Here is a 24,969-nt window from a genome sequence, read left to right on the forward strand (position 1 = left end):
GCATGACGGCTCCCTGGGCGTCGTCGCCTCCCGGCGGCGGCGCCCTCGTCGCGTCCTAGCGTGAGGGCATGCCCGTGATCCTCACCGAGATCCCCCTGCCCGCCGCCTCGCCCGGGGCGTCACCGGGGCTGCACGGCGTGCTGGCGGTGCCGGACGGCGAGGGGCCCTGGCCCGCGGTCGTGGTGGTGCACGAGGCGTTCGGCGTCACCGACGTCATGCGCCGCCAGGCCGAGCGGCTCGCCGAGGCCGGCTTCCTGGCGCTCATGCCGGACCTCTTCTCGGCCGGCGGCGCGCGCCGCTGCCTGGTCGCGACCTTCCGCACGCTGGCCGCCGGGGAGGGCCGCGCCTTCGTCGACGTCGAGTCCGCCCGGCGCGCGCTCCTCGCCCGCGCCGACTGCACGGGCCGCGTGGGCGTCATCGGCTTCTGCATGGGCGGCGGATTCGCCCTCGCGGCGGCCACCCGCGGCTTCGACGCGTCGAGCGTCAACTACGGCATGCTCCCCGACGACCTCGACGGCGTGCTCGAGGGCGCCTGCCCGATCGTCGCGAGCTACGGCGGACGCGATCGCCAGCTCGTGGGATCCGCCGACCGGCTCGAGGCCGCCCTCGTGGCGCACGGCATCGACCACGACGTGCGGGAGTACCCGGCCGCCGGGCACTCCTTCCTCAACGACGCCGAGATGGGTCCCCGTCCGCTCCGCCCGGTGCTGCGCGCGGTGGGCATGGGGCCGGAGCCCGCATCGGCTGCCGACGCATGGCGCCGGATCGACGCCTTCCTGGACACCCACCTGCGCGACCAGGAGCGTCCGGGCGCCTAGCGCATCGACCCTGCGCGCCGACGGGATTCTCCACCGGCCTCGGCTACCCTGTGGAGGATCCGGGTGCCCCTGCCCGGCGCTCCCCGCCCGGCGACGAGAGATCCAGCCATGCAGCACGCCCCCCAGAGGACCCGCGCCGACCGCGCTCGCGTCCGCGGCATCGCGCGACACGGCCGCCTCCGGACCCCGAGCGCCGGACGCGCCGTGATGAAGGGCGTCGGCATGACCGTGGCGGTCGCCCTCGTGAGCACGCTCTCGGTCGTGGGCATCGCCGCCTGGGACCTCTCCCGCACCGTCGCCGACAACACGGTCGACATCTCGGGCGGCCAGAGCCTGCCGCCCTCGCTCGGCGGCATCGACGGCGGTGCCAACATCCTCATCGTCGGCAGCGACAGCCGGGCCGGCCAGGGCGACGGCTACGGCGCCGCGAAGGACGTGGGCACGGCCAGCCTCAACGACGTGACGATGCTGCTCCACATCAGCCAGGACAGCAGCCGCGCGACGGTGATCTCGTTCCCGCGCGACATGCTCGTGCCGATCCCCGAGTGCGAGGGCTCCGACGGTACGAAGTACCCCGCCAGCTCGCGCGCGCAGCTCAACGAGTCGCTGTCGCGCGGCGGGTTCGAGTGCACCGTCCGGATGGTCGAGGGGCTCACCGGGCTCGACATCCCGTACGGCGGCGTCGTGCAGTTCAACGGCGTGGTCGAGATGTCCAACGCCGTCGGCGGGGTCGAGGTGTGCGTGGCCAACGGGATCTACGACAAGAAGACCGACCTCTCGCTGGATCCGGGCATCCACCCGCTCCAGGGCAAGGAGGCCGTGCAGTTCCTCCGCACCCGCTACGGCGTCGGCGACGCCAGCGACATCTCCCGCATCGGCAACCAGCAGGTGTTCCTCAGCGCGCTCGTGCGCACCATCAAGAGCGCGGACACGCTCACCAACCCGGCGAAGCTCTACGGCATCGCGCGCGCCGTGGTCGACAACATGCAGCTGTCCACGTCGCTCGCCGATCTCGACACGCTCGTCTCGGTCGCGCTCACGTTCAAGGACATCCCGCTCGACGACGTCGTGTTCCTCCAGTACCCGGGCACGGTGCTCGCCAACGGCCGCGTGCAGCCGGACGACGCGGCGGCGCAGCAGCTCGTCGGCCTCCTCGCCTCGGACGCGGACTTCACGCTCGGCGAGAAGGCGACGACCGACGAGTCGGGCAGCGTGCCGGCGGACGGCACCGCGACGACGCCACCCGTGGATCCGACCGCGCCCGCCGACGGCACGGCGCCGACCGACGGCGCGACGTCCGCCCCCGCGCCGACCTCCGAGGTGCTCGACGAGAGCATCACGGGGCAGACCGCGGCGCAGGCGACCTGCTCGAACGGGCGGGGCCGCTAGGCGCACGGCACCGGGGCCGCACGCCGACACCGTGCGTCAGCGGGCCGCGGTCAGCGCTCGGCGGGGGCCTCGACGATCCGCGGATCCGGGAAGACCGTCTCGACCGCGGGGGCGCCGCTGCCGCGGGCGCGCATCCAGACGAAGAAGCCCGTGAGCGTGAACGCGCCGTAGAAGACGTACATGAAGGCGGACGCGTAGTAGCCGGCGCTCACCAGCAGCGGCACGCCGACGAGGTCGACGGCGACCCAGACCAGCCAGAACTCGACCCAGCCCTTGGCCATGCCGTAGGTGGCGAGGAGCGAGCCGACGAAGATCCAGGCGTCGGCCCAGACGGGCTCGTAGGAGCCGAGCGCGCGGAAGACGGGGGTGAGGATCGCGGTGCCGCCGACGAGCGCGACCACGAGCAGGATCCGCTCGCGTCCCGACGCCCACTGCGGCACGACGGGCGCGCCGCCGTGCCTCGCCTGCTGCCAGCGGTACCAGCCGTAGACCGACACGGCGATGAACATGACCTGGCGGCCGGCCTGGCCGAGCAGGTTCACGGGGTTCGGCGTGCCGAAGACCGCGCCGAGGAAGACGGTGAAGAGGAGCACGTTGCCCACGATGCCGACGGGCCATGCCCACACCTTGCGGCGCATGCCGCCGAGCGCGCTGGCGAGGCCGAAGAGGTTGCCGACGATCTCGCGCCAGAGGATGGTCTGGTCGCCGATGCGGAGCTGCGCGTCGAACAGCCACTCGAGTGCCGCCATGCGGGTTCCCTCCGTGCGCCGCGGTCCGGGTGACCTGCGTGCGGGACGCCGTGCGCGGCGCCGATGGGGTGAAGGCGCGGACGCCCCCGGCTATTCCCCGGCCCCTCGGCCATGCCCCTGCCCGCCCGGCACCCGGCGAGGAGGCGGCCTCAGGCGAACAGGCGCGTGTCGAGCTCCTCGTCCGACGCGGTGACGAGCGACCAGCGGCCGCGCGCGTCGACGCTCAGGTCGAACGAGCCGTCGACCCGGCGCGCGCCCGTGGTGAGCGGCACGGCCTCGACGCGCCACATCCGCAGCTCCAGCAGGTGGGCGCTCGCGCCGCGGGGCGCGCGCCCCGTGCGCTGCCACCAGTCGACGCGCGCGATCCACCGCTCGGGCGAGCTCACCACCCCGTAGACCACGCCCCGCCAGGTGAACCGCAGCGGCGATCCGTCGCCCGAGAGCTCGACCTCCACGTCCTCGTCGATCCGCATGGTGCCGCTCCTCTCGCCCGTCGCGCCGGCCGCGCTCCCGCGTTCGAACGGATGTTCGAACGTCTGATCCGAGTGTAGGAACGCCCGCCGACATCCACGAGGGGAGCGGGCGGATCCACCTCACCCTCGACCGGAGCCTGAGGGTCTCGTCCTCGTCGCGCGCATCGGGCATGGATCGGCGGGTCGGCGCGTTGGCACCAGGGTCCCGAGGGCGGCAGACGCCCCCTCGTCATCGACACCCGAGGAGGGTCCACATGACCGACACCACCACCGCGGCCGGCGCATCCGGCACGTTCACCATCGGCGGCGACCTGCCCGTCGTCCGGCTCGGCTACGGCACCATGCAGCTGACCGGCGAGGGCGTCTGGGGCGCCCCCGAGGACCCGGCCGAGGCCGTGCGCGTCATCCGCCGCGCCGCTGAGCTCGGCGTCACGTTCTTCGACACGGCCGACTCCTACGGCCCGTTCGTGGCCGAGGAGCTCCTCAAGGAGGCCCTCCACCCGTACGCCGACGACGTCGTCATCGCGACCAAGGGCGGGCTCACGCGCCCCGGCCCCGGAGACTGGCGCCCCGTCGGCCGCCCCGAGTACCTGCGCCAGCAGGCCGAGCTGAGCCTGCGCCACCTCGGCCTCGAGCGCATCGACCTCTACCAGCTGCACCGCATCGACCCCGCCGTGCCGCTCGCCGACCAGATCGGCGTGCTCACGGAGCTGCAGTCCGAGGGCAAGATCCGCCACATCGGCCTGTCCGAGGTGTCCGTCGACGACGTGAAGGCCGCGCGCGAGATCGCCGAGATCGTCTCCGTGCAGAACCTCTTCAACCTCGCCAAGCGCGACGCCGAGCCGCTGCTCGACTACGCCGAGGCCGAGGGCCTGGCCTTCATCCCGTGGTTCCCGCTCGCGACCGGCGAGCTCGCGAAGGACGGCGGCCCGCTCGACGCCCTCGCGAAGCAGCACGACGCGCGCGCCTCGCAGCTCGCGCTCGCGTGGCTCCTGCGCCGCTCGCCCGTCATGCTGCCGATCCCCGGCACCAAGTCGGTCGGGCACGTGGAGGACAACATCGCCGCGGCGGGCATCGAGCTCACCGACGACGAGTTCCAGGCGCTCACCGACGCCGTCTGATCCACCCGCACGACGAGGGCCCCGCAGGAGATCTCCTGCGGGGCCCTCGTGCGCCGTGCGCTAGGTGCCGATCCGGGTGCCCGAGTCGTCCGCGAGCCCGAGGTCGTCGAGCTGCGCGAGGAGGCTCGCGCCGTCCGGGGCGTAGACCCACGGGATCGAGCTGTCGAGCGCGCGCTTCTCGGCCTTGGCCCGGCCGCCCGCGAGCACGGCCTCGCCCGCGCTGAGCTGACGGATGAGCACGACCTTCACGTTGTCGGGGTGCTGCTCCGCGAACTCGCCGTAGAGCAGCTCGTCGTGCTGGCCGTCGTCGCCCGCGAGGATCCACTTCACCCGCGGGAACTCCTCCGCGAGCCGCCGGAGGTTCAGCCGCTTGTGCTCCATGCCGCTGCGGAACCAGCGGTCGACGGTGGGGCCCCAGTCGGTGAGGAGGATCGGGCCCGGCGGGTACAGGTTCCGCGACAGGAACCTCGAGAGCGTGGGCGCCACGTTCCATGCCCCGGTCGAGAGGTAGAGGACGGGCGCGCCGGCGTGCCGCACGCGCAGCCGCTCGTAGAGCACCGCCATGCCCGGCGTGGGCGTGCGCGCGTGCTCGTCGAGCACGAACGTGTTCCAGGCGGCGAGGAACGGCCGGGGGAGCGCGGTGACCATGACGGTGTCGTCGACGTCGCTGAGGATCCCGGTGCGCACGTCGTCGCCCACGATGAACACGGGCGCCTCGACGGTCTCGGACCCCTCGGACCGGATGCGGATCGTGTGCCAGCCGCTCGGCAGGCTCGCCTCCACGACCTGGTCGACCACGCCGCCGCGGTCGGCCCGCACGTGGTGCTCGGTGCCGTCGATCTCGACGACCACGTCGACGTCGGTGAGCGGGACGCTCGTGAAGCTCCGCCAGCCGCGGACCACCTTGTCGCCGGCCAGCGCGCGCTTGCTCTTCGGGTCGGTGAGGAGGACGCGGCAGAGGACGCGGACCCAGCGCACGGATCCGTAGCCGGCGTAGGGGATGACAGTGGGCGTCAGCCCGCGCTTGCGGGCACGTCCCTCGCGGATCTCGTGGATGCGGTCCTCGATGCGCGCCGCCCGGTGCAGCACGGGTGCGGCGGCCGGTGACTCGAGGAGCGTGCGGGTCGCGTGCTTCTTCTTCTTCGAGGAGGGGGCCACGGGCACAGTCAACCAGACCCGGGGGAGGCGGCCGGTCGTCACACCGGCCGGGCGAGCTCCGCCGTGTCGGGCGCGTCCTCGTCGATGCCGGGGCCGACCTCGTCCATCGCCAGCTCCTCGATCACGTCCTCCGCCTGCGCAGCGACGGCCCGCAGCAGGTCGGGGGAGCCCTCCGCCGTGGGATCGAGCCACTCCTCGACGACGTCGGGGGAGAGCACGACGGGCATGCGCTCCGCCAGCGCCTCCACCGTGCCGGCTGCCGGCCGGGTGAGCACGGCGCAGCTGAGGACCCAGCGGGCGGGATCGTCGGCGCCGCGCGACGGATCGCGCCACCACCCGTACAGCGCGGCGAGCAGGACGGTGCCCGCGCCCGCGCCGACGAGGTAAGGGGTGCGCAGGCCGTCGTCGGTCTCGTGGTGCTCGTAGTAGCCCGACACGGGGACGGCCGCGCGCCGGGACACGAGGGCCTGCAGCAGCTCCGGCCGGGAGGCGAGCTGCTCGGCCGGGACCTCGGCGAGCGGCGGACCCTGGTCCGGCCCCGCGGAGCCCGCGGGCACGAGGCCCCACCTGGCGGACTCGAGGCGCCGCACGGGCACCTGGTCCTCGGTGTCGCCCTCCGCGCGACGCGGCAGCGTGTCGACGAGGACCGCCACGCGCTGGCCGGGGACGATGCGCCAGGACGGGCCGGGGACGGCCTCGCCCGCGTGATCCACGTCGAGCAGCCCGACCAGGTCGTCGGCGGTCGTGGACCTGGCGAGGATGCGCGTCATGCCCTCCATCCTGGCGGACGCGTCCGACGCCGACCGACCCGCGCGCGGCATCAGGGGGCTGTCCGCGGAACGCCCATTTGTTACGAAGTGGCGACAGGGGCCGACCCGGTGCGGTCGTTCCGACGCCGGCATGGTTCGCTGGAGGACCTGGCAAGTGTCGATTCGTAGCGCGTACGAGGAATGAGCCACCATGATCGAGTTCCACCACGTCCGCAAGCAGTACCCGGACGGCACGCTCGCGATCGAGGACTTCAGCCTCGTCGTCCCCTCGCAGACCACGACGGTCCTCGTCGGATCCTCGGGCTGCGGCAAGACGACCCTCATGCGCATGATCAACCGCATGGTCGAGCCCACCTCGGGCCGCATCGAGATCGACGGCACCGACATCGCCACCCAGGACGCCGTGAAGCTCCGCCGCAGCATCGGCTACGTGATGCAGAACTCCGGCCTCCTGCCGCACCGCAAGGTCGTCGACAACATCGCCACCGTGCCACGCCTCACCGGCGTCGACAAGCGGACCGCGCGCGAGGGCGCCCTGAAGCTCATGGACACCGTGGGCCTCGACCGCTCGATGGCCGATCGCTACCCGTCTCAGCTCTCCGGCGGCCAGCAGCAGCGTGTGGGCGTCGCCCGCGGCCTCGCGGTGGATCCGAACATCCTGCTCATGGACGAGCCGTTCGGCGCCGTCGACCCGCTCGTGCGCGACGACCTGCAGCAGGAGCTCATCCGCCTGCGCACCCAGCTCGACAAGACCGTCGTCTTCGTGACGCACGACATCGACGAGGCGTTCCTGCTCGGCGACCAGGTCGTGATCCTCGAGAAGGGCGGCCGCATCGCCCAGCAGGGCACGCCGCAGGAGATCCTCTCGAACCCGGCGAACGACTTCGTCCGCGACTTCGTGGGCGCCGACAAGGGCAAGCGCGCGCTGCACGTCGAGGACACCGGCACGGGACAGGTGCTCGTCGACCGCGACGGCCGGCTCGTGGGCGTGCTCGACGACGCGGGGCGCGCCGCCGTCCGCTCCGCATCCGCCCCGACCGAGGCGGGGGCCGCGCACGCCCCCGGTGCCCCGGCGCAGGGTGCGGGACCCGCGTGAACTGGGTCATCGCCAACATCCAGACGGTGCTCGACCTGACCGTCGCGCACGTGGCGCTGGCCGCGCCGCCGATCGTCCTGGGGCTCCTCCTCTCCCTCCCGCTCGGCTGGCTCGCGAACCGCTACACCCGGGTCCGCGGCCTCCTCCTCACTGTGGGCGGGCTGCTGTACACGATCCCGTCCATCGCGCTGATCCTCGTGGTGCCGGGCCTCATAGGCACCTCGTTCCTCTTCGCCGGGAACATCGTCATCGCGTTGACCGTCTACGCCGTGGCGCTCATGGTCCGCATCACCACGGACGCGCTCGCCTCGGTCCCCGCGGACGTCACGCAGTCGGCCACCGCCATGGGCTACGCCGGCTGGGCGCGCTTCTGGCGCGTGGAGCTCCCGCTGGCCGGGCCCGTGCTGCTGGCAGGCCTCCGCGTCGTCTCCGTGAGCACGGTGAGCATGGTGACGGTCGGCTCGCTCATCGGCGTGCAGAGCCTCGGCACCATGATCCTCAGCGGGTACAAGAGGTCCTTCTACACGGAGATATTCACCGGCGTCGTCGGGATCCTCGTCATCGCCCTGGCGTTCGACCTGATCCTCGTGCTGCTCGGCCGCGCGCTCATGCCCTGGTCGCGCTCGATGTCCGCCCGGGGCCGGCGACGCAGCGCGGCTGCCGCATCCCCGATCGCCGTGACCGGAGGACTGCCGTGAACCTGTTCGCCGAGGCGTTCGGCCTCGTCTTCGACGCGAGCCGCTGGAGCGGAGCGACCGGCACGGGCGTCCGGCTGGGGGAGCACCTCTCCTACACGTTCCTCGCCATCTTCCTGGCGGCGCTCGTCGCGGTCCCCGCCGGGCTCTACATCGGCCACACCGGGCGCGGCCGCACCATCGCGGTCTCGGTCTCCGGCGGTTTCCGAGCCCTCCCCACGCTCGGCGTCCTCGTCCTCTTCGGGCTCGTCTTCGGGATCGGCCTGACCGGCCCGATGATCACGTTCGCGATCCTCGGGATCCCGCCGCTGCTCGCCGGCGTCTACGCGGGGCTGCAGGCCGTGGACCGGGCGACCGTCGACGCCGCTCGCGCCGTCGGGATGACCGAGTGGCAGATCCTCGGGAAGGTCGAGATCCCGCTGGCCCTGCCGCTCATCATCAGCGGCTTCCGGGCCGCGACCCTGCAGGTCATCAGCACCGTGACCCTGGGCGCCTACCTCGGGCTCGGCGGCCTCGGCCCCGACATCTTCACCGGCCTCACGACGAGCAACTACCCGCTGATGGTGTCCGCCTCCATCCTCGTCACCGTCCTCGCGCTGGTCGTGGACGGCGTGCTCGCGATCGTCCAGCGCCTCGTCGTCCCCCGAGGCGTCGTCGCCGCGGCGGGCCGTCCCTCCGACTCCGCCCGTGCCTCGTCGAGGCCGGCGGTCAGCACCACCTCCTGAAAGGAACACAGCAATGTCCCTCAGCATCTCCCGCCGGGTCCTCCTCGGCACCGTCGCGGTCGGCACCGCGATGGCCCTCGCCGGCTGCGCGTCCGGCGACCCCACCGACCCCACCGGCGGCCAGCCCGCATCGGCAGCCCCCACCGACACGATCTCCGTCGGCTCGGCCGCGTTCGGCGAGAACGTCATCCTCGCGGAGGTCTACGCGCAGGCGCTCGAGGCCAACGACGTGAAGGTCACGCGCAACCTGCAGATCGGCGAGCGCGAGGTCTACCTCAAGGCGCTCGAGGAGGGGTCCATCGACCTCATCCCCGAGTACACGGGCAACCTGCTCGCCGCGTACGACGCGGACTCGACCGCCACCAGCAGCGACGACGTGTACTCGGCGCTCAGCGGCGCGCTGCCGTCCGGCTTCGAGGTGCTCGACGAGTCGCCCGCCGAGGACAAGGACTCGTACAACGTCACGAAGCAGTACTCGGAGACCAACGGCGTCACGAGCCTCTCCGACCTCAAGGGCAAGACCGTCCGCGTCGGCGGCGGCGCGGTCCTGGGAGAGCGCGAGTACGGGATCCCCGGGCTCACGGGCACGTACGGCATCGACGCGAGCCTCGTCACCATCGAGGACCAGGGCGGCCCCAACACCGTCAAGGCGCTCCTCGACGGCCAGGTCGACATGGCGAACATCTACTCGACCACGCCGTCGATCCTCGACAACGACTTCGTCACGCTCACCGACCCGGAGAACCTCATCAAGGCGCAGAACGTCGTGCCGCTCGTGAACACCGCGAAGATGAACCCCGACGTCACGGCGATCCTCGACAAGGTGTCCGCCGCGCTGACCACCGAGGACCTCACCGAGATGAACCGCCGCAACCAGGGCGACGAGAAGGCCGAGCCGGCCGCCATCGCCGCCGACTGGCTGAAGGAGAAGGCCCTCTTCTAGGAGGCGCCGACCGGGCGGAGGCGCCCGGCACCCGCGAGGGGTCGACGCACGCGCGCCGGCCCCTCGCCCCGTGGGTGCCCGCGTGGGCACGACGGAGCATGATGGATCCACCGCACGTACGTCCCCGATGGCAGGAGCCCGCGCATGGCGAAGAAGAAGTCCCCGACAGGTGAGGTGAGCGTGCTGGGCGCCGTGACGACGGTGGCCCGCGAGGTCCGCAAGCACAAGGCGGTGGCCGAGTCGGCGCCGCAGGGCGAGGGCGCGCACATCCCCCCGGCGCCCAAGCGCAGCCCGGAGGAGCTCAAGCGCGACATCCGCGCCGGCCGCGACGAGCTCGCGCGCACCGTCCGGGAGCTCGAGACCGCGCTCGACGTGCCGGCCCGCGCCTCCGAGCTGAAGGCCGACGCCTCGGCCCGGGCCCGCGCGATCCGCGACGACGTCACCACGCGCGTCCGCGCCACCGGCCGGGACGTGGCGCGCCGCACACGCGCGTTCACGAAGGAGGACCCGGCCGTCGCGGCCTCGATCGGCGCGGGCGCCGTCGCCGTCGTGCTCGCGGTCGGCGCGGCCGTCGTCTCCGGCGGCCGACGCTGATCGCCTCCATCCGCTCGATCGCCACGGCGGTGCCGCCGACGGTCCTCGCGCAGGACGGCGTGCGCGACCTCTTCGGCAGCCAGCCGGAGCTCGGCCGGCTGGGCACGCGGCTCGTGTCCGCGGCCTTCAACGCGTCGGGGATCCGCACGCGGCACACGGTGATCCGGGAGCTCGGCACCGCGCCGGGCATGGCGGGCGCCGACGCGGATCTCGAGGCCGGCGACGGCGATCCGGTGTTCTACGACCGGGAGCGCGGGCGGATCCTCACCCCCGGCACCGGCGCGCGGAACGACACGTACATCCGCGAGGCCCCCGCCCTGCTGCTCGAGGCGGCGCGGCAGGCGGTCGACGAGGTGGCGGGCATCGAGGCGTCGGACGTCACGCACGTCGTCACCGTCTCCTGCACGGGCTTCTACGCGCCCGGGCCCGACTACCAGGTCGTCCGGGGCCTCGGCCTCGGAGCATCCACCCAGCGCTTCCACCTCGGTTTCATGGGCTGCTACGGCGCGTTCCCGGCCCTCCGCATGGCCGCGCAGTTCTGCGCCGCCGACCCCGACGCCGTCGTCCTCGTGGTGTGCGTGGAGCTCTGCTCGCTCCACCTGCACTCGTCGGACGACGCGGACACGATCGTCGCCTCGTCGGTCTTCGGCGACGGTGCGGCGGCCGCCGTCGTCACCGCGCGGCCCGCCCCCGCCGGATCCACCGTGCTCGACCTCGAGGCGTTCGAGACCGTGCTCACGCCCGTGGGCGAGGACGACATGGCGTGGACCATCGGCGACCAGGGCTTCGACATGATCCTGTCGAGCTACGTGCCGAAGATCATCGACGAGCACATCACGGGCGCGCTGGAGCCGCTGTGGGCGCAGGTGCCCGCGCTCCAGGGCGTCGCGCCCGCCGCGATCGAGGACTGGGCGATCCATCCCGGCGGCCGCAGCATCCTCGACCGGGTCGAGGACCGCCTGGGGCTCGCGCCCGCGCAGCTGCAGGCGTCGCGGTCGACGCTCGCGGAGGTCGGGAACATGTCGAGCGCGACGGTGCTGTTCGTGCTGCGGCGGATCCTGCACCGGACGCCTGCCGCCGACGTCCCCGGACGCCCCGACATCGCGGACGCCCCGCCCATCCCGGCGATCGGCCCGGGCGCGGGGCGGGTGTGCGCGATGGCGTTCGGGCCCGGCCTCACGGTCGAGACGGCGCTCATGACGCGTCGGACCGCGTGATGGACCTCTCCCGGCGCGACACGGAGCTCACCGAGCTCATGGACGACCCGGGCTGCGATCCCGTGGCGCTCGACCGCACGTACGCGCGGTTCGCGCTCGTCAACCGCGTGGTCGCGGGATGGCGCGGGGTCTACCGGTCCCGGATCCGGCCGCTGCTGTCCGGCGAGCGGGAGACGACGCTCCTCGACATCGGGTCGGGCGGCGGCGACGTGCCGATCGCGCTCGCGCGGTGGGCCCGGCGCGACGGGCTGCGGCTGCGCATCACGGGCATCGACCCGGATCCGCGCGCGGCCGCCTTCGCGTCCGCCCGGCCCGCGGATCCGGACGTGGCGTTCCTCCCCGCGTCGAGCGCCGAGCTCGTGGCCGAGGGCCGCCGCTTCGACATCGTGACGAGCAACCACGTGCTCCACCACCTCGACGAGGCGGCGTTCGACGCGCTCCTCGCCGACTCCGCCGCGCTCGCGCCGCGCGCGATCCACGGCGACATCGCGCGCGGCCGGCTCGCCTACGCCCTGTACGGGCCGGCATCCCGGCTCGTCGCTCGCGGCTCCTTCGTGCACGTCGACGGGCTCCGGTCGATCCGCCGGAGCTGGACGCCCGCGGAGCTCGCCCTCCGCGTGCCCGCGGGCTGGCGCGTCGAGGGCGCCGTGCCGTTCCGCGTGCTCGTGGTCCGCGACCCGGCCGCGGCCGGCGGGGGCCTCGTCCGGCGCACGGGCCGATGACCCGCGTCGACGCGCTGGTCGTGGGCGGCGGGCCCGTGGGGATCCACCTCGCCGCGCTCCTCGCCCGGGCTGGGCTCGACGTGCGCGTGTGGGAGGCGCGCCCCGCCCCCGCGCTGCTGTCCCGCGCCATCGGCATCCACGCGCCGTCGCTCGACGCGTTCGACCGGCTCGGCGTGGCGGGCGAGATGGTCGCGGAGGCGGTGCTGGTCCGGCAGGGGATCGCGATGGGGCCCCGCGGGGAGCTCGGACGCGTCTCGTTCGCGGGGGTCTCGGCCACGCACCCCTATGTCGCGGCGCTCCCGCAGTGGCGCACCGAGGCGATCCTCACCCGGCGCCTGGACGCGCTCGCGCCCGACGCCGTCCGTCGCGGGGTCACGCTCACGGACCTCGACGCGGATCCCGTGCGGCTGCCGGGCGGCGGCGTCCGCGCGCGCGGGCGGGACGCTGCGGGCGCCGCCGTCGAGGTCACCGCGTCCCTCGTGATCGGCGCGGACGGCACGCGCGGTGCCGTCCGCGGGCTCCTGGGGATCGGCGTCGACGAGCGCCCCCTGCCCGACCGCTTCCTCATGGGCGACGCGCCCGACCGCACCGGCGGCGGCGACGACGCGGTCGTCACGCTGCATCCGGACGGCGTCGTCGAGTCCTTCCCGCTGCCCGCCGGCCGGCGGCGCTTCGTCGTGGGCCTCCGCCCGGGGGAGCGGGAGGGGGATCCGGCGACCGTCCTGTCCCGTGCCGTGGCCGAGCGCACCGGGCACCTCGTGGCGGCGGCGGAGCTCGATCCGGTCAGCGGCTTCGGGGTGCGCCGGCGCCTCGCCCGCCGCATGGCCGCCGGACGCGGCCTCCTGATCGGCGACGCGGCCCACGAGATCAGCCCCATCGGCGGGCAGGGCATGAACCTCGGCTGGCTCGACGCGGACGCCCTCGCGCCGATCCTGGTCGATGCCGTGCGCACACGCGGCGGCGTGCCGGATGCCGCCCGCCTGGGCCGCTGGGAGCGCGACCGGCTCGCCAGCGCGCGGCGCGCGGCCGTGCAGTCGGAGATCAACACCGCCCTCGGGCGGCCCGTCCGGGGCCTCACCCGGCTGGTGCGCGACGCGGGACTGCGCGCGGTCCTCGCCTCGCCCGCCGCCGCCGCCGGGCTCGCCTCCGTCTACGCCATGGGCCGGGACGCGGGCGCGCGCGTCAGGTGAGGCGCGTCGCGTTCAGCGCGAGCTGGGCGACGAGCAGCAGCGACGCCGCCATGATCAGCTGGAACAGCAGGCGTCCCGGGGGCCGGGTGACGACGAGCACGGCGCCCCACGCGGCGATGCCCAGCGTGACGACGAGCCCGACCACGGCGAGCGGGGTCACGGTGTGCGCGGGATCCGCGAGCACCGGTCCGACCGCGACCACGACCGCGCCGAGCGCGAGCGCCCCGAACGCGACGAGGCCGGATGGCACGCGTCCCAGCCGGTGCGGGAGGCCGCGCACGCCCGTGCGCGCGTCGTCCTCGAGGTCGGGCAGCACGTTGGTGAAGTGGATGGAGACGCCGAGCACCGCGCCCGTCGCCATGGCCCAGGCGGCCGCCGGCACGGGGTCCGCGGCGCCGAGGGCGACCACGGTCGGCAGGATCCCGAAGGCCACGACGAACGGCGCCACGCTGACGGCGGTGCGCTTGAGCCCCGCGTTGTAGGCCCAGCCGGCGCCGACCAGCACGACGTGCGCGAGGAGGAACGCGGGTCCGAGCGCCGCCGACGCGACCAGGCAGGCGGCCGCCGTCGCGAGCGCGGCGGCGCGCACCTGGCCGACCGTGATCTCGCCGCGCGCCACCGGCTTGTCGACGCGAGCGACGCTGCGGTCGCGCTCGGCGTCGATCCAGTCGTTGGACAGCCCGATGGACAGCTGCCCGAGGAGCACCGCCAGCGCCACCGCGACCACGCGCCCGGGGCCGTGGCCGAGCGCGATCGCGAGCACGGCGGCCAGCACGGTGACGGTGGCCGTCGGGCCCGGGTGCGAGGAGAGCGCGAGGAGACGGAGGCGGCGGATCACGCGAGCGTCAGCCCGTAGCAGCGTGAGCCCTCGGAGTCGGCGTAGGCGCCGAACCGGGGGATCTCCGTCCAGCCCTCGCGGACGTAGAACCGCATGGCGTCGGGCTGCTCCGGGCCGGTCTCCAGCACCAGGTCGACCACGCCGAGCTCGCGGGACGCCTCCTCGAGGGCGCGGAGGAGGGCCGTCGCGACGCCCGTGCCGCGGACGGCGGGCACCACGTACATGCGCTTGAGCTCCGCCCACGGCGTCCCGTCGCCGCGGTCGCCGAGCGGCCGGATCCCGCCGCAGCCGACGGGCGTCCCGTCCGCGTCGCGCGCGACGAGGAACGCGGCCACGTCGTCGGCCGTGGGCTTCGTGCCCGGCTCCGTGTCGCCGCCGTAGCGGAGGTCGAGCTCGGCGCGCTGAGCGGCGCGGAGGGAGACGGCCGCGTCGTCGTCCCACGCGACCCGCGAGATGGTGAGGTCCATGCGTCGATCCTGCCGCACGGCGTCGCCCGACCGCTCCGCTACCCTTCCGGGATGAGGATCCGCCCCGCCGAGCCCCGTGACATCGACGACCTGCTGGAGATCCGCAACCACGCGATCCTCACCGGCACCGCCCTCTGGACCGAGGAGCCCGTGGATCGCGCCGACCGCGAGGCGTGGTTCCGGGAGACGACGGCGGCGGGCGACCCGATCCTCGTCGCCGAGGTCGACGGGGCCTTCGCGGGCTACGGCACCTACGGCCCGTGGCGGCGCCTCTCCGGCTACCGCTTCTCGGTGGAGGACTCGGTCTACGTGCGCGACGCCTTCCAGGGGCGGGGCATCGGCCGCGCGCTCGTCGAGGCGGTCGTCGCGCACGCGCGGGACGCCGGCAAGCGCGCCGTGTTCGCCGACATCGAGGCCGGCAACACCGGCTCCATCCGCCTGCACGAGCGGCTCGGATTCCGGCAGGTCGGGCTGCTGCCCGGCATCGGCTGGAAGTTCGGCCGGCCGCTGGATCTCGCCATCCTGCATCTGCCGCTGGTCGACGACGCGGCCGGCGGGCATCCCGGCCAGGCGGGCTGACGCGCGCGGTCCCGCGGCGGCGGACGATCGAGAGGCCCGGCACGGGGCGCGGGAACGCCACGGGTGCCGGGCCTCTCCGGTGATCGCGGTCCTTCGGGGGACGGGCGATCTCCGTGGTCCGGGAGCCGTCCGATCCGGGGGGGGTGGACGGACGTGCTCGTCGGGTTGCGAGCGCCAGGCCCAAGGGGGGGTAAGGGCCGTGCGCTCATCGCCGACTCTAGCCGTGTCCTCATTTGTGCGGACACCCCGGGGTGGCCCCAGAAGGAGGGGCGCGTCCGGCGAGCGGGACGGCGCCCGCCGTCGGGTCAGTCCTGGGACTCGTCGAGCTCGCGTCCGCCGACCGCGACGACGGCGTCGCGGAGCGCGTGGAACTGGTCGACCGTGAGCCCGTTGCGCAGGAGGTACGGCTCCACGCCGCCGCGTCCGGCGAGCGACTGGAGCGCCTGGATGACGGGCGCGGGATCCCCGTCCACGGCGTGCTGCGCGGCGTCGCGGACGTCGAGCCCGCCGGCCACGAGCGCGAGGGCCACGACGACGGCGTCCTCGACGGAGGCGGTGCGTGCCTCGTAGCGCGCGGTGTCCTCTCCGGCCGCGAGGCGGTCGGCCGCCTCGGCGACCCGTGCCGTGACGTGCGCGCCGTCGGCCACCAGCAGGGCGACGAACGCGGATGCGGGCGCGCCCGCGGCGGGCGCGCCCGCGGCGGGCGCGGTCGCCGCGACGGATCCGCGGGTGAGGCCGGACGCGGAGGAGGCGGGGGCGGAGGAGGTCATGGCGGCGGCCCTTCGGTCGACGTGCGCGGTGCGGGTGGGTGCGGTGCCGGATCCGGATGCCGACGGCGGGCGCGGGGCCGGTGCCGGCCACGCGCGTGGGCGCACCGGGTCGACGTCGATCCGGCAGCGTGCTCCGACCCTCGCCCGGCCGGGTGAACGCCCGGTGTCGCGCGCGCCGCCGGCCGGCCAACGCGACGCGGCCGGGATCCGCGCGCCGGGCTCGCGCGGATCGTCTACAAGACGTAGAATCGAAGCGTCGCGATGGAGCCTCACCCCCGCATGATCCGCCCTCCACAGGAAGCGCATCCGGTCGCCATGACACCGCAGCACCTCGCCGCGGGCACCAGCCCCGCAGGTCCCCGCCCCGCAGATCCCGCCGCGGCCGGCCGTCGCCCGAGCGGTCGCCCCGAGTGAACGACCTCCTCGACCCGCTCCTCCTCTCGCGCTGGCAGTTCGGCCTCACGACCGTCTACCACTTCCTCTTCGTGCCGCTCACGATCGGCATGGCCTTCGTCTGCGCGCTGTACCAGACGGCCTGGGTGCGCACGGGGAGGCAGCACTACCTGCGGCTCACGCGGTTCTTCGGGAGGATCTTCCTCATCAACTTCGCGATGGGCACCGTCACCGGCATCGTGCAGGAGTTCCAGTTCGGCATGAACTGGTCCGAGTACTCGCGCTTCGTCGGCGACGTGTTCGGCGCCCCGCTCGCCCTCGAGGGGCTCCTCGCGTTCTTCCTCGAGGCGTCGTTCATCGGCGTGTGGATCTTCGGCTGGGACAAGCTCCCGAAGCGGCTGCACCTCGCGTCCATCTGGGTGGTGTCGATCGCGTCGATCCTGTCGGCCTACTTCATCCTGTCGGCCAACGCGTTCATGCAGAACCCCGTGGGCTACCGCATCGACGAGGCCCGCGGACGCGCCGAGCTCACCGACATCGGGGCGCTCCTCACCAACAAGGTCGCCCTCGCGGCGTTCCCCCACACGATCTTCGCGGCCTTCATGTGCGCGGCCGCCGTGATCATCTCGGTCGCCGCCTGGCACCTGTCGCGCAACCAGCACCCCGAGACGATGATGCCGGCGCTCAGGTTCGGCATGTGGTTCATGGTCGTCTCCGGCGCGCTCACCATCCTGTCGGGCGACCAGCTGGGACTGGCCATGGTGCAGACGCAGCCCATGAAGATGGCCGCGGCCGAGGCGCACTACGACACCTCCTCCGGCGCCGCCGCGTCGTTCTCGCTCTTCACCTGGGGCACGCCGGACGGGTCGAGCGAGCTGTTCTCCATCCGGATCCCGTACCTGCTGTCGTTCCTCTCGACGCACACCCTCGACGGCACCGTGCAGGGCATCAACGACCTGCAGGCGCAGTACGTGGCGAGCTACGGACCCGGCGACTACACGCCCACCATCTGGGTCACCTACTGGGCGTTCCGCTGGATGATGGGCTTCGGCATGGCCGCCATCGCCGTCGCGGTCGCGGGCCTCTGGTTCACCCGCCGGGGCCGCCGCATCACTCGCGCCTGGATGTGGAGGGTCGCCATCTGGGCCGCCCCGCTGCCGCTGCTCGCGATGACGGTCGGCTGGATCTTCACGGAGATGGGCCGCCAGCCCTGGATCGTCTTCAGCCTGCTGCAGACCTCGTCCGCGGTCTCGCCGAACGTCACCGGGATCCAGGTGCTGCTCTCGCTCGTCGCGTTCACGCTCGTCTACGGGTCGCTCGCGGTGGTCGAGTTCCGCCTCATCCTGAAGGCCGCGCAGAAGGGGCCGGATCCCGAGCGGGAGCCGGACCCCGAGACGGGCGAGCTCGCCCGGGAAGCGAGCGTGTACTGATGGACCTGCCCACCATCTGGTTCGGCGTCATCGCCTTCCTCTTCGTCGGCTACTTCGTGCTCGACGGCTTCGACTTCGGCGTGGGGATGAGCCTGCCGTTCCTCGCGAAGGACGACACCGACCGCCGCGTGCTGATCAACACCATCGGGCCGGTGTGGGACCTCAACGAGACGTGGCTCATCGTCGCGGGCGCCGCGCTCTTCGCGGCGTTCCCCGGGTGGTACGCCACGATGTTCAGCGGCTTCTACCTGCTGCTCGTCGCGATCCTCCTCACGCTCATCCTCCGCGGGGTCTCGTTCGAGTTCCGCCACCAGGGGGCGTCGGACCGGTGGCGCGGGTGGTTCGACGCGATGATCGTGGTCGGATCCGCGGTGCCGTCGTTCCTCTGGGGCGTCGTGTTCGCGAACGTGGTGCGCGGCGTGCCGATGGACCGGCACCACGACTACACGGGATCCACGCTCGACCTGCTGAACCCGTACGCGCTCCTCGGCGGCCTCACGACGCTCTCGCTGTTCCTCGTGAACGGGCTGCAGTTCGCGGCGCTCAAGACCGACGGGCCGATCCGCGCCCGCGCCCGGCTGCTCTCGATGCGCGTCGGCGCCGTGACCATCGTGATCGCGGCGACCTTCCTCGTCTGGACGACGCTCGCGCACGGGACGGCGCTGTCGGGGCTCGTGTCCGCGCTCGCGGCCGTCGCCCTCGTCGGGTCGTACCTCGCCAACGTGCGGGGGCGCGAGCGGTGGGCGTTCGGGCTGCTCGCGGCGACCATCGCGCTCGCGGTCGCGAGCCTCTTCACGGCGCTGCACCCGTTCGTCATGCCCGCGTCGAACGATCCCGCGAACGGGCTCACGCTCGAGAACGCGTCCTCGTCGCCGTACACGCTCACGATCATGACGTGGGTCGCCGGGTTCGCGCTGCCGCTGATCCTCGCCTACCAGGCGTGGACGTACTGGGTGTTCCGGAAGCGCATCACGCGCGCCGTGATCGCCCAGGCCGCGCACTAGGGGCGACGTGAAGCCCCTGGATCCCCGGCTGCTGCGGCACTCCGCGTCGGCGCGGACGATGCTCGTCATCGGCGCCCTGCTCGGCGTGGTGCAGACCATCGCGCTCGTGGCCTTCTGCTGGTCGCTCACGCAGCTCGTCGTGCGGGCGATCGGCGGGGCGGACCAGTCCGCGCTCGCGCCCGTGCTCGCGCTCGCGGTCGGATCCGCGGTCGGGCGCGGCGCCGCGTCATGGCTCCTCGAGGTGGCCGGCGCGCGCGGCGCCGCACAGGTCACCGCGGAGCTGCGCCGACGCGCGCTCCGGGCGATCGCCGGCCTCGGCCCCGCCTGGACGGCCGGTCGCAGCCGCGGGCGCCTCGTGACGATCGCGGGTCCCGGTCTCGACGCGCTCGACCCGTACTTCGCGCGCTACGTGCCCCAGCTGATCCTCACGGCGCTCGCCACCCCGATCGTGGTGGCCGTGCTCCTCGTCTCCGACCCGCTCACGGGCGTGACCGTGCTCGCGACGCTGCCCGTGATCCCGGTGTTCATGGTGCTCGTCGGCTGGGCGACGCAGGAGGTGCAGCGGCGGCAGTGGTCGCGCCTCACGGACCTCGCGTCGGGCTTCCTCGAGGTGGTCGACGGGCTGTCGACGCTCCTGGTGTACGGACGCGCGCGGCGCCAGACCGCCCGCATCCGCCGGGTGACGGAGGAGTACCGCGTCGAGACCATGCGGGTGCTCCGCATCTCGTTCCTCTCCGGCTTCGTGCTGGAGCTCGCGGCGTCGCTGTCGGTCGCGATCGTGGCGGTGTCGGTGGGCGTGCGCCTCATCGGCGGGCAGCTGGACCTCGAGGTCGGGCTCTTCGTGCTGCTGCTCGCGCCCGAGGCGTTCCTGCCGATCCGGCAGGTGGGCGTGCAGTTCCACGCCGCCGCCGCGGGGGTCGCGGCCGCCGACGACGTGCTCGGGATCCTCGAGGAGGAGCGGGCGATGCGCGCGACGCGTCCCACGGCGGGTCCCGCGACCGGGCCGCCCGCTGCCGGCGACGCGCTCGTGATCCGCGACCTCGTCGTCGCGCGGGGCGACCAGGCCGTGCTCGCGGGCGTCTCCGCGCGGTTCCCGCGGGGACGCGTCACGGCCGTCACCGGGCCGAGCGGCGTGGGGAAGTCCTCGCTCCTGCAGGCGGTGCTCGAGCAGCTGCCGGCGGGCGGATCCGTCGGCTGGGTCGACGGCGCGGACGACCCGACGCCGCGCCCGCCCGTCCCGACCCAGATCGCGTGGGCCGGTCAGCGGCCGGGGCTCGTCGCGGGGACGGTGCGCGAGAACGTGGCGCTGGGCGTCGCGGATCCCGACGACGCGGTCGTCCGGCGCGCGCTCGACCTGGCGGCGGCCGACGGCATCGACCCCGACCTCGTGCTCGGCGTCGGCGGGCAGGGCCTCTCGGGCGGGCAGGCGCAGCGGGTCGCCGTCGCGCGCGCGGTGCACCGCGCGCTCGCCCTCGACTGCCCGCTGGTGCTGCTCGACGAGCCCAGCTCCGCGCTCGACGCGGCAGCCGAGGAGCGGCTGGCCGCGGGGATCCGGGTGCTCGCCGACCAGGGACGCGCGGTCGTGGTCGTGACCCACCGCGGCGCGCTCGTGCGGGCGGCGGACGCGGAGCTGCGGCTGGGCGACGGATCCGCTGCGGAGCCCATGCCGGCGGACACCGGCCCCGCGGCCGGCGACGACCGTGCGGCCACCCCCGCCCCCGCGCGCATCGCCCCCGAGCCGGCCTGGCGCGCGCAGGTGGCGCCGTGAACCGCGACGACGTCCTCCGCCTCGCGCAGCCGCCCGCGCGCCGCGCCCTGCCCGGCCTCGCCGCGGGTCTCGCGAGCGCGGTCGGCGCCGTGGCGCTGCTCGCGACCTCGGCCTGGCTCATCACGCGCGCGTCCGAGCAGCCGCCGATCCTGTTCCTCGGCATGGCCATCGTGGGCGTCCGCGCGTTCGCGCTCGGCCGCGCCGCGTTCCGCTACCTCGAGCGCATCACGAGCCACGACGCGGCGTTCCGGGCGCTGTCGACGCTGCGCGTGGGCGTCTTCGAGCGCCTCCTGCCGTTCGCGCCCGCCGGGCTCCGCGACACACGTCGCGGTGATCTCCTCACCCGGCTCGTCGGCGACGTCGACCGGCTCCAGGACCTGCCGCTGCGCGTCGTGCAGCCGCTCGCGGTGTCGGTGATCGTGCAGGTGGCCAGCGTCGCGGTCGTGGCGGCTGTGCTGCCGGCGGCGGGGATCGCGCTCGCCGTCGTGCTCGCGCTGGGCCTCGCGGTCGGGGTCGGCGCGACCACGGCGATCGCGGGACGCGCCGAGACGCGCATCGCGCCGCTCCGCGCCCGGCTGCAGGACCTGGTGCTCGACCTCGTCGGCGGCCTCGACGTCCTGACCGCGTTCGGGGCGGTGGACGCGCGCCTCGCCGCCATCGACCGCGCCGCCTCCGACCTGGGGCGCGCGGAGCTCCGCAGCGCCTCCGCCGCGGGCGTCACGACGGGCGTGGTGCTCGCCGGCACGGGCACGGTCGCCGGCTGGACCGTGCTGCAGGGCGTGCCGGGGCTCGCCTCCGGGACGCTGGATCCCGCCTGGCTGGCCCTGGCCGCGCTGGTCCCGCTCGCGCTCGTCGAGCAGGCGACCGCCGTGCCGCTCGCGGTGCAGGCGTGGCGGCGCGTGCGCACGAGCGCGGAGCGCGTGGCGGGGGTCGTGCCGGAGGCGGTGCCCGCGGAGATCCCGCGCGAGCCGGACGCCTCCGCCGGGGAGCCCGTCCCGGAGGCCACGCCGCCCGGGGGCACGACGCTCGCGGTCCGCGACCTCGTCACGCGCTGGCCGGGCGCCGGGCAGGACGCCCTCGCGCCCGTGTCGCTCGTGGTGCGGCCGGGGGAGACCGTCGTCGTGCGCGGCCCGAGCGGATCCGGCAAGTCGTCGCTCGCGGCCGCCCTCGCCCGGTTCCTGGAGTCGGACGGCGCCTACGAGCTGGACGGCCGGGACGCCCGGTCGATGGCCCCGTCTGCCGTGCGGGGGATCGTCGGCCTCTGCGAGCAGGCGCCCCACCTGTTCGACGCGAGCGTCCGGCAGAACCTGCTCTTCGCCCGCGACGACGCGACCGACGACGATCTCCTCGCCGCCCTCGCGCGCGTGGGCCTGGCGGGGTGGACGGCCGAGCGGGGCGGCCTCGACGCGCGCGTCGGCGACCGCGGCGGCCTCGTCTCCGGCGGCCAGGCGCAGCGCATCGCCCTCGCCCGCGCGCTGCTCGCGGACTTCCCGGTGCTGGTGCTCGACGAGCCGACGGCCGACGTCGACGCGGGACGCGCGCAGGCGGTGCTGCGGGACGTGCTGGTCGCGGCCCGGGAGCGCGGCCGCGGGGTGCTCCTGCTCACGCACACGGAGGTGCCCGGCGACCTCGTGGACCGGACGGTCGAGCTGCGCGTCCGGACGGACGGCGCCCGGACGGGTTGAGGGCCGGCGTCAGCCCGCGGGCAGCTCGCGCCGCAGCGCGTCGAGCCGCGTCCGCCAGGCGCGCACGCGGCCGGGCTCGGCCGCGGTGGCCGGCCCGTCGATCCAGCCGCGCACCAGGCGGATCCCGTGCAGCGCGCTGACCGCCCACACCTCGCGGCCGTCGAGGTCGGCCGGCCGCGCGCGCTCGTGCAGCACGTCGACGCCGAGGGCCGTGGCCAGGGCGACGATGCTGCGCTCCGTGACGCTCGGGATCCGCGGCACGTCCCCCTCGACGACCGCGAGCGCGTCGCCGTGCCACCACAGGATCGCGCTGTACGCGCCCTCCACGATCGTGCCGTCATCCGCGAGGATCACCGCCTCGCCTGCGCCGTACCGGGCCGCGCGGCTCCGCAGCGCGCCGAGCGCGTGCAGGTCCGGTCCCTTGACGCGCGGCATCGTGCGCGGATCCGGGCCGTCGTGGTCGCGGAGGACCACCGACGCCGTGCGCTCCGGCGCCGGCCGCACCAGGAGTCGCGCGACGTCGCCGTCGGGCCCGCGGAGCGCCTCCACGCGCGGGAACCACGCGCCCTCGCGGGGCAGCGCGGCCACCGCGGCGTCGAGGAAGGCGGCGGGATCCGGCACGGCGGCGGACTGCAGGCGCAGCGACGCGAGGAACCGCTGCCGGTGCACGTCGAGCGCGAGCACGCGGCCGTCGTCGACGAGGAACGAGTCGGCCGCGAGCACCCGATGGGCGGCGGGTCGCGGCTCCTCGGCTCCTCCACCGGCGGGATCCGGGGCCGTCGTCGCCCATCCGGCCGCGCTCCACCGGAGGATCGTCTCGGAACTCATACCCTTGAGGCTAGGCGGCCGTCGGGTGCGCTCACGACACCGGGAGGCCGAGCATGCACGAGGGCGACGCGCAGCCCGCGCCGCGGATCGTCGGCCGGCGGCTGGACGGCTGGCACGATCCGGAGGCGGTCTTCCTCGCGCTCTTCGCCGCGGAGACCGTCGGCGACGTGGCGTGGCTCGACGACTCGGCGGGGGAGGGGTGGAGCTACCTCGCGGCCTCCGCCTGCACCGTCGCGGAGTGGCCGCACGGCGTCTTCGCGGGGCTGGCGGAGCTCCTCCCCGCGCCCACCGGGGCGCGCGCCGCATCCGCCGACGCCGACTCCGACCCCGACGGCCTCCCGGACGGCCTCGCCTTCCGGCTCGGCGTCGTGGGCTGGATCCCGCACGACGCGTGGAGGGAGACCGTGCCGCTCCACCACGCCCCGCCGAGCGCGCCGGCGGACGCCGCGGGCGAGGTCCCCGCCGCCGCCATGCGCGTCGATCGCCTCATCGCCTTCGACCACCGGGCCGGCGAGGTGTGGGCCGTCGCGCGCCCGGGGGATCCCTGGCCGGAGTCGGTCGGGGCGGAGCTCGCCCGCGTGGGCGCGACCGGCACGCGCCCCGGCACGCACCCCGTGCCGCGCGCCGAGGACGCCGCCGACGCGACCCCCGTCTGGCGCCACGACGACGACGCCTACCTCGGACTCATCCGCTCCTGCCAGGAGTCCATCCGGCGCGGCGACGCGTACCAGCTGTGCCTCACCAACAGCGCGGAGGTCCCCGGCGAGGTCGACCCGGTCCTCGTGCACCTCGCGCTCCGCGCCCTCAGCCCCACCCACCACGGCGCGTTCCTCCGCGTGGGCCACACGACCCTCGTCAGCGCCTCGCCCGAGCGGTTCGTGGAGGTCGACGCGGCCCGCACGCTCCGCACCCTGCCGATCAAGGGCACGCGCCCCCGCCACGCGGATCCCGCCGCCGACGCCCGGGCGCGCGCCGAGCTCCTCGCCAGCGAGAAGGAGCGCGCCGAGAACGTGATGATCGTCGACCTCATGCGCAACGACCTCAGCCGCGTGTGCGTCCTCGGATCCGTGCGCGTCACGAGCCTGTTCGCCGTGGAGGCCTACGCGCAGGTGCACCAGCTCGTGAGCCGCGTCGAGGGGGAGCTCGCCCCGGGCGTCACCGCCGTCGACGCGGTGCGGGCGCTCTTCCCGGCGGGATCCATGACGGGCGCCCCCAAGTCCGCGGCCGTCGGCATCCTCGCCGCGCTCGAGCGCGGTCCGCGCGGCGTCTACGCGGGCGCGTTCGGCTGGTTCGGCGACGACGGTCGCGTCGACCTCGCCATGGTGATCCGCTCGGTCGTCGTCACCCGCGGCCACGCCACCGTCGGCGCGGGCGGGGGGATCACCGCGCTCTCCGTCCCCCGGGAGGAGCTCGAGGAGGTGCGCGTGAAGGCCGCGCCGCTCCTGGCCGCCGTCCGCGCGGCTCGCGTGGCCACGTCGCCCGGCGGTGCAGGCGGGGCGGGTCCGTCCCTCCCCAGCGCGCGCCACCCGGCCTGACCGGCAGCCCCT

25 protein-coding genes are annotated in these 24,969 nt (G+C 74.7%); 17 read left to right on the forward strand and 8 right to left on the reverse strand.

What is annotated here, in order from left to right:
- Positions 1-68: 68 nt before the first annotated feature.
- Both ITJ40_RS07735 and ITJ40_RS07740 read left to right on the forward strand, forming a co-directional pair.
- A complete protein-coding gene (locus ITJ40_RS07735) occupies positions 69-818 on the forward strand; it encodes a dienelactone hydrolase family protein (protein WP_194666483.1) in 750 nt (249 codons plus the stop codon).
- 108 nt (positions 819-926) lie between these two features.
- Positions 927-2,207 carry an LCP family protein gene (locus ITJ40_RS07740; protein WP_194666484.1) on the forward strand — a complete coding sequence of 427 codons (1,281 nt, stop codon included), beginning with the start codon at positions 927-929 and terminating at the stop codon, positions 2,205-2,207.
- Between the two features lie 50 nt (positions 2,208-2,257).
- Here ITJ40_RS07740 and pnuC read toward each other — a convergent pair whose 3' ends face one another.
- A complete protein-coding gene (gene pnuC, locus ITJ40_RS07745; protein ID WP_194666485.1) occupies positions 2,258-2,956 on the reverse strand; it encodes a nicotinamide riboside transporter PnuC in 699 nt (232 codons plus the stop codon).
- Between the two features lie 149 nt (positions 2,957-3,105).
- The gene (locus tag ITJ40_RS07750; RefSeq protein WP_194666486.1) at positions 3,106-3,429 is read right to left on the reverse strand and encodes a DUF6504 family protein; all 324 of its coding nucleotides are present in this window, start codon (positions 3,427-3,429) and stop codon (positions 3,106-3,108) included.
- A gap of 254 nt (positions 3,430-3,683) precedes the next feature.
- On the opposite strand from ITJ40_RS07750, the gene ITJ40_RS07755 reads away from it, so the two are divergent.
- Positions 3,684-4,550 (forward strand): aldo/keto reductase, encoded by an 867-nt coding sequence (locus tag ITJ40_RS07755; RefSeq protein WP_194666487.1) that lies wholly within the window; start codon positions 3,684-3,686, stop codon positions 4,548-4,550.
- Between the two features lie 60 nt (positions 4,551-4,610).
- Here the strand turns inward: ITJ40_RS07755 and ITJ40_RS07760 are convergent, their stop codons facing one another.
- Together ITJ40_RS07760 and ITJ40_RS07765 are read right to left on the reverse strand one after the other, a co-directional pair.
- A complete protein-coding gene (locus tag ITJ40_RS07760) occupies positions 4,611-5,708 on the reverse strand; it encodes an App1 family protein (protein WP_370532014.1) in 1,098 nt (365 codons plus the stop codon).
- Positions 5,709-5,746: 38 nt separating this feature from the next.
- The gene (locus ITJ40_RS07765) at positions 5,747-6,478 is read right to left on the reverse strand and encodes an SOS response-associated peptidase (protein ID WP_194666488.1); all 732 of its coding nucleotides are present in this window, start codon (positions 6,476-6,478) and stop codon (positions 5,747-5,749) included.
- Positions 6,479-6,668: 190 nt separating this feature from the next.
- Here ITJ40_RS07765 and ITJ40_RS07770 point away from each other — a divergent pair, with 190 nt between their 5' ends.
- The 8 genes from ITJ40_RS07770 (at position 6,669) to ITJ40_RS07805 (ending at position 13,660) form a co-directional block, all read left to right on the forward strand.
- A complete protein-coding gene (locus tag ITJ40_RS07770) occupies positions 6,669-7,574 on the forward strand; it encodes an ABC transporter ATP-binding protein (RefSeq protein WP_194666489.1) in 906 nt (301 codons plus the stop codon).
- On the forward strand, positions 7,571-8,272 hold the full coding sequence (locus ITJ40_RS07775; RefSeq protein WP_194666490.1) for an ABC transporter permease subunit: 702 nt from the start codon (positions 7,571-7,573) through the stop codon (positions 8,270-8,272). The genes ITJ40_RS07770 and ITJ40_RS07775 overlap by 4 nt, the downstream gene beginning before the upstream one ends.
- A complete protein-coding gene (locus ITJ40_RS07780) occupies positions 8,269-8,994 on the forward strand; it encodes an ABC transporter permease (RefSeq protein WP_043587050.1) in 726 nt (241 codons plus the stop codon). The genes ITJ40_RS07775 and ITJ40_RS07780 overlap by 4 nt, the downstream gene beginning before the upstream one ends.
- Positions 8,995-9,007: 13 nt before the next feature.
- Positions 9,008-9,937 (forward strand): ABC transporter substrate-binding protein, encoded by a 930-nt coding sequence (locus ITJ40_RS07785; protein ID WP_194666491.1) that lies wholly within the window; start codon positions 9,008-9,010, stop codon positions 9,935-9,937.
- A gap of 144 nt (positions 9,938-10,081) precedes the next feature.
- Complete coding sequence (locus ITJ40_RS07790) at positions 10,082-10,531, forward strand: DUF3618 domain-containing protein (protein ID WP_228511865.1); 450 nt, start codon at positions 10,082-10,084, stop codon at positions 10,529-10,531.
- Positions 10,528-11,748, forward strand: coding sequence for a type III polyketide synthase (locus ITJ40_RS07795; RefSeq protein ID WP_194666977.1), 1,221 nt, complete (start codon positions 10,528-10,530; stop codon positions 11,746-11,748). The genes ITJ40_RS07790 and ITJ40_RS07795 overlap by 4 nt, the downstream gene beginning before the upstream one ends.
- Positions 11,748-12,470 (forward strand): class I SAM-dependent methyltransferase, encoded by a 723-nt coding sequence (locus tag ITJ40_RS07800; RefSeq protein WP_194666492.1) that lies wholly within the window; start codon positions 11,748-11,750, stop codon positions 12,468-12,470. The genes ITJ40_RS07795 and ITJ40_RS07800 overlap by 1 nt, the downstream gene beginning before the upstream one ends.
- Entirely contained in the window at positions 12,467-13,660 is a 1,194-nt protein-coding gene (locus ITJ40_RS07805; RefSeq protein WP_194666493.1) for an NAD(P)/FAD-dependent oxidoreductase, read from the forward strand. Before ITJ40_RS07800 ends, ITJ40_RS07805 begins: the two co-directional genes overlap by 4 nt.
- On the opposite strand, the gene ITJ40_RS07810 is transcribed toward ITJ40_RS07805, so the two are convergent.
- Together ITJ40_RS07810 and ITJ40_RS07815 are read right to left on the reverse strand one after the other, a co-directional pair.
- Entirely contained in the window at positions 13,653-14,498 is an 846-nt protein-coding gene (locus ITJ40_RS07810) for a UbiA family prenyltransferase (RefSeq protein WP_194666494.1), read from the reverse strand. The two genes, ITJ40_RS07805 and ITJ40_RS07810, sit on opposite strands and share 8 nt — an antisense overlap.
- The gene (locus ITJ40_RS07815) at positions 14,495-14,965 is read right to left on the reverse strand and encodes a GNAT family N-acetyltransferase (RefSeq protein WP_194666495.1); all 471 of its coding nucleotides are present in this window, start codon (positions 14,963-14,965) and stop codon (positions 14,495-14,497) included. Before ITJ40_RS07815 ends, ITJ40_RS07810 begins: the two co-directional genes overlap by 4 nt.
- A gap of 51 nt (positions 14,966-15,016) precedes the next feature.
- On the opposite strand from ITJ40_RS07815, the gene ITJ40_RS07820 reads away from it, so the two are divergent.
- A complete protein-coding gene (locus ITJ40_RS07820) occupies positions 15,017-15,544 on the forward strand; it encodes a GNAT family N-acetyltransferase (protein ID WP_194666496.1) in 528 nt (175 codons plus the stop codon).
- A gap of 305 nt (positions 15,545-15,849) precedes the next feature.
- Here ITJ40_RS07820 and ITJ40_RS07825 read toward each other — a convergent pair whose 3' ends face one another.
- Positions 15,850-16,314, reverse strand: a complete 465-nt coding sequence (locus tag ITJ40_RS07825; protein ID WP_194666497.1) for a hypothetical protein — start codon at positions 16,312-16,314, stop codon at positions 15,850-15,852.
- 410 nt (positions 16,315-16,724) lie between these two features.
- Here ITJ40_RS07825 and ITJ40_RS07830 point away from each other — a divergent pair, with 410 nt between their 5' ends.
- The 4 genes from ITJ40_RS07830 to cydC are packed head-to-tail and all read left to right on the forward strand — an operon-like array spanning position 16,725 to position 22,594.
- On the forward strand, positions 16,725-18,137 hold the full coding sequence (locus ITJ40_RS07830; protein WP_194666498.1) for a cytochrome ubiquinol oxidase subunit I: 1,413 nt from the start codon (positions 16,725-16,727) through the stop codon (positions 18,135-18,137).
- Positions 18,137-19,141, forward strand: a complete 1,005-nt coding sequence (gene cydB / locus ITJ40_RS07835; RefSeq protein WP_194666499.1) for a cytochrome d ubiquinol oxidase subunit II — start codon at positions 18,137-18,139, stop codon at positions 19,139-19,141. Before ITJ40_RS07830 ends, cydB begins: the two co-directional genes overlap by 1 nt.
- Before the next feature lie 7 nt (positions 19,142-19,148).
- A complete protein-coding gene (gene cydD, locus ITJ40_RS07840) occupies positions 19,149-20,909 on the forward strand; it encodes a thiol reductant ABC exporter subunit CydD (RefSeq protein ID WP_194666500.1) in 1,761 nt (586 codons plus the stop codon).
- Positions 20,906-22,594, forward strand: a complete 1,689-nt coding sequence (gene cydC, locus ITJ40_RS07845; RefSeq protein WP_194666501.1) for a thiol reductant ABC exporter subunit CydC — start codon at positions 20,906-20,908, stop codon at positions 22,592-22,594. The genes cydD and cydC overlap by 4 nt, the downstream gene beginning before the upstream one ends.
- A gap of 9 nt (positions 22,595-22,603) precedes the next feature.
- On the opposite strand, the gene ITJ40_RS07850 is transcribed toward cydC, so the two are convergent.
- Positions 22,604-23,422: an aminotransferase class IV gene (locus tag ITJ40_RS07850; protein WP_194666502.1), complete on the reverse strand. Its 819-nt coding sequence runs from the start codon at positions 23,420-23,422 to the stop codon at positions 22,604-22,606.
- 53 nt (positions 23,423-23,475) lie between these two features.
- Here ITJ40_RS07850 and ITJ40_RS07855 point away from each other — a divergent pair, with 53 nt between their 5' ends.
- Positions 23,476-24,957 (forward strand): anthranilate synthase component I family protein, encoded by a 1,482-nt coding sequence (locus ITJ40_RS07855; RefSeq protein WP_194666503.1) that lies wholly within the window; start codon positions 23,476-23,478, stop codon positions 24,955-24,957.
- The last annotated feature ends 12 nt before the right edge of the window (positions 24,958-24,969 follow it).

This window comes from Clavibacter sp. VKM Ac-2872 (assembly GCF_015351105.1).
Taxonomy (GTDB): Bacteria; Actinomycetota; Actinomycetes; order Actinomycetales; family Microbacteriaceae; genus Clavibacter.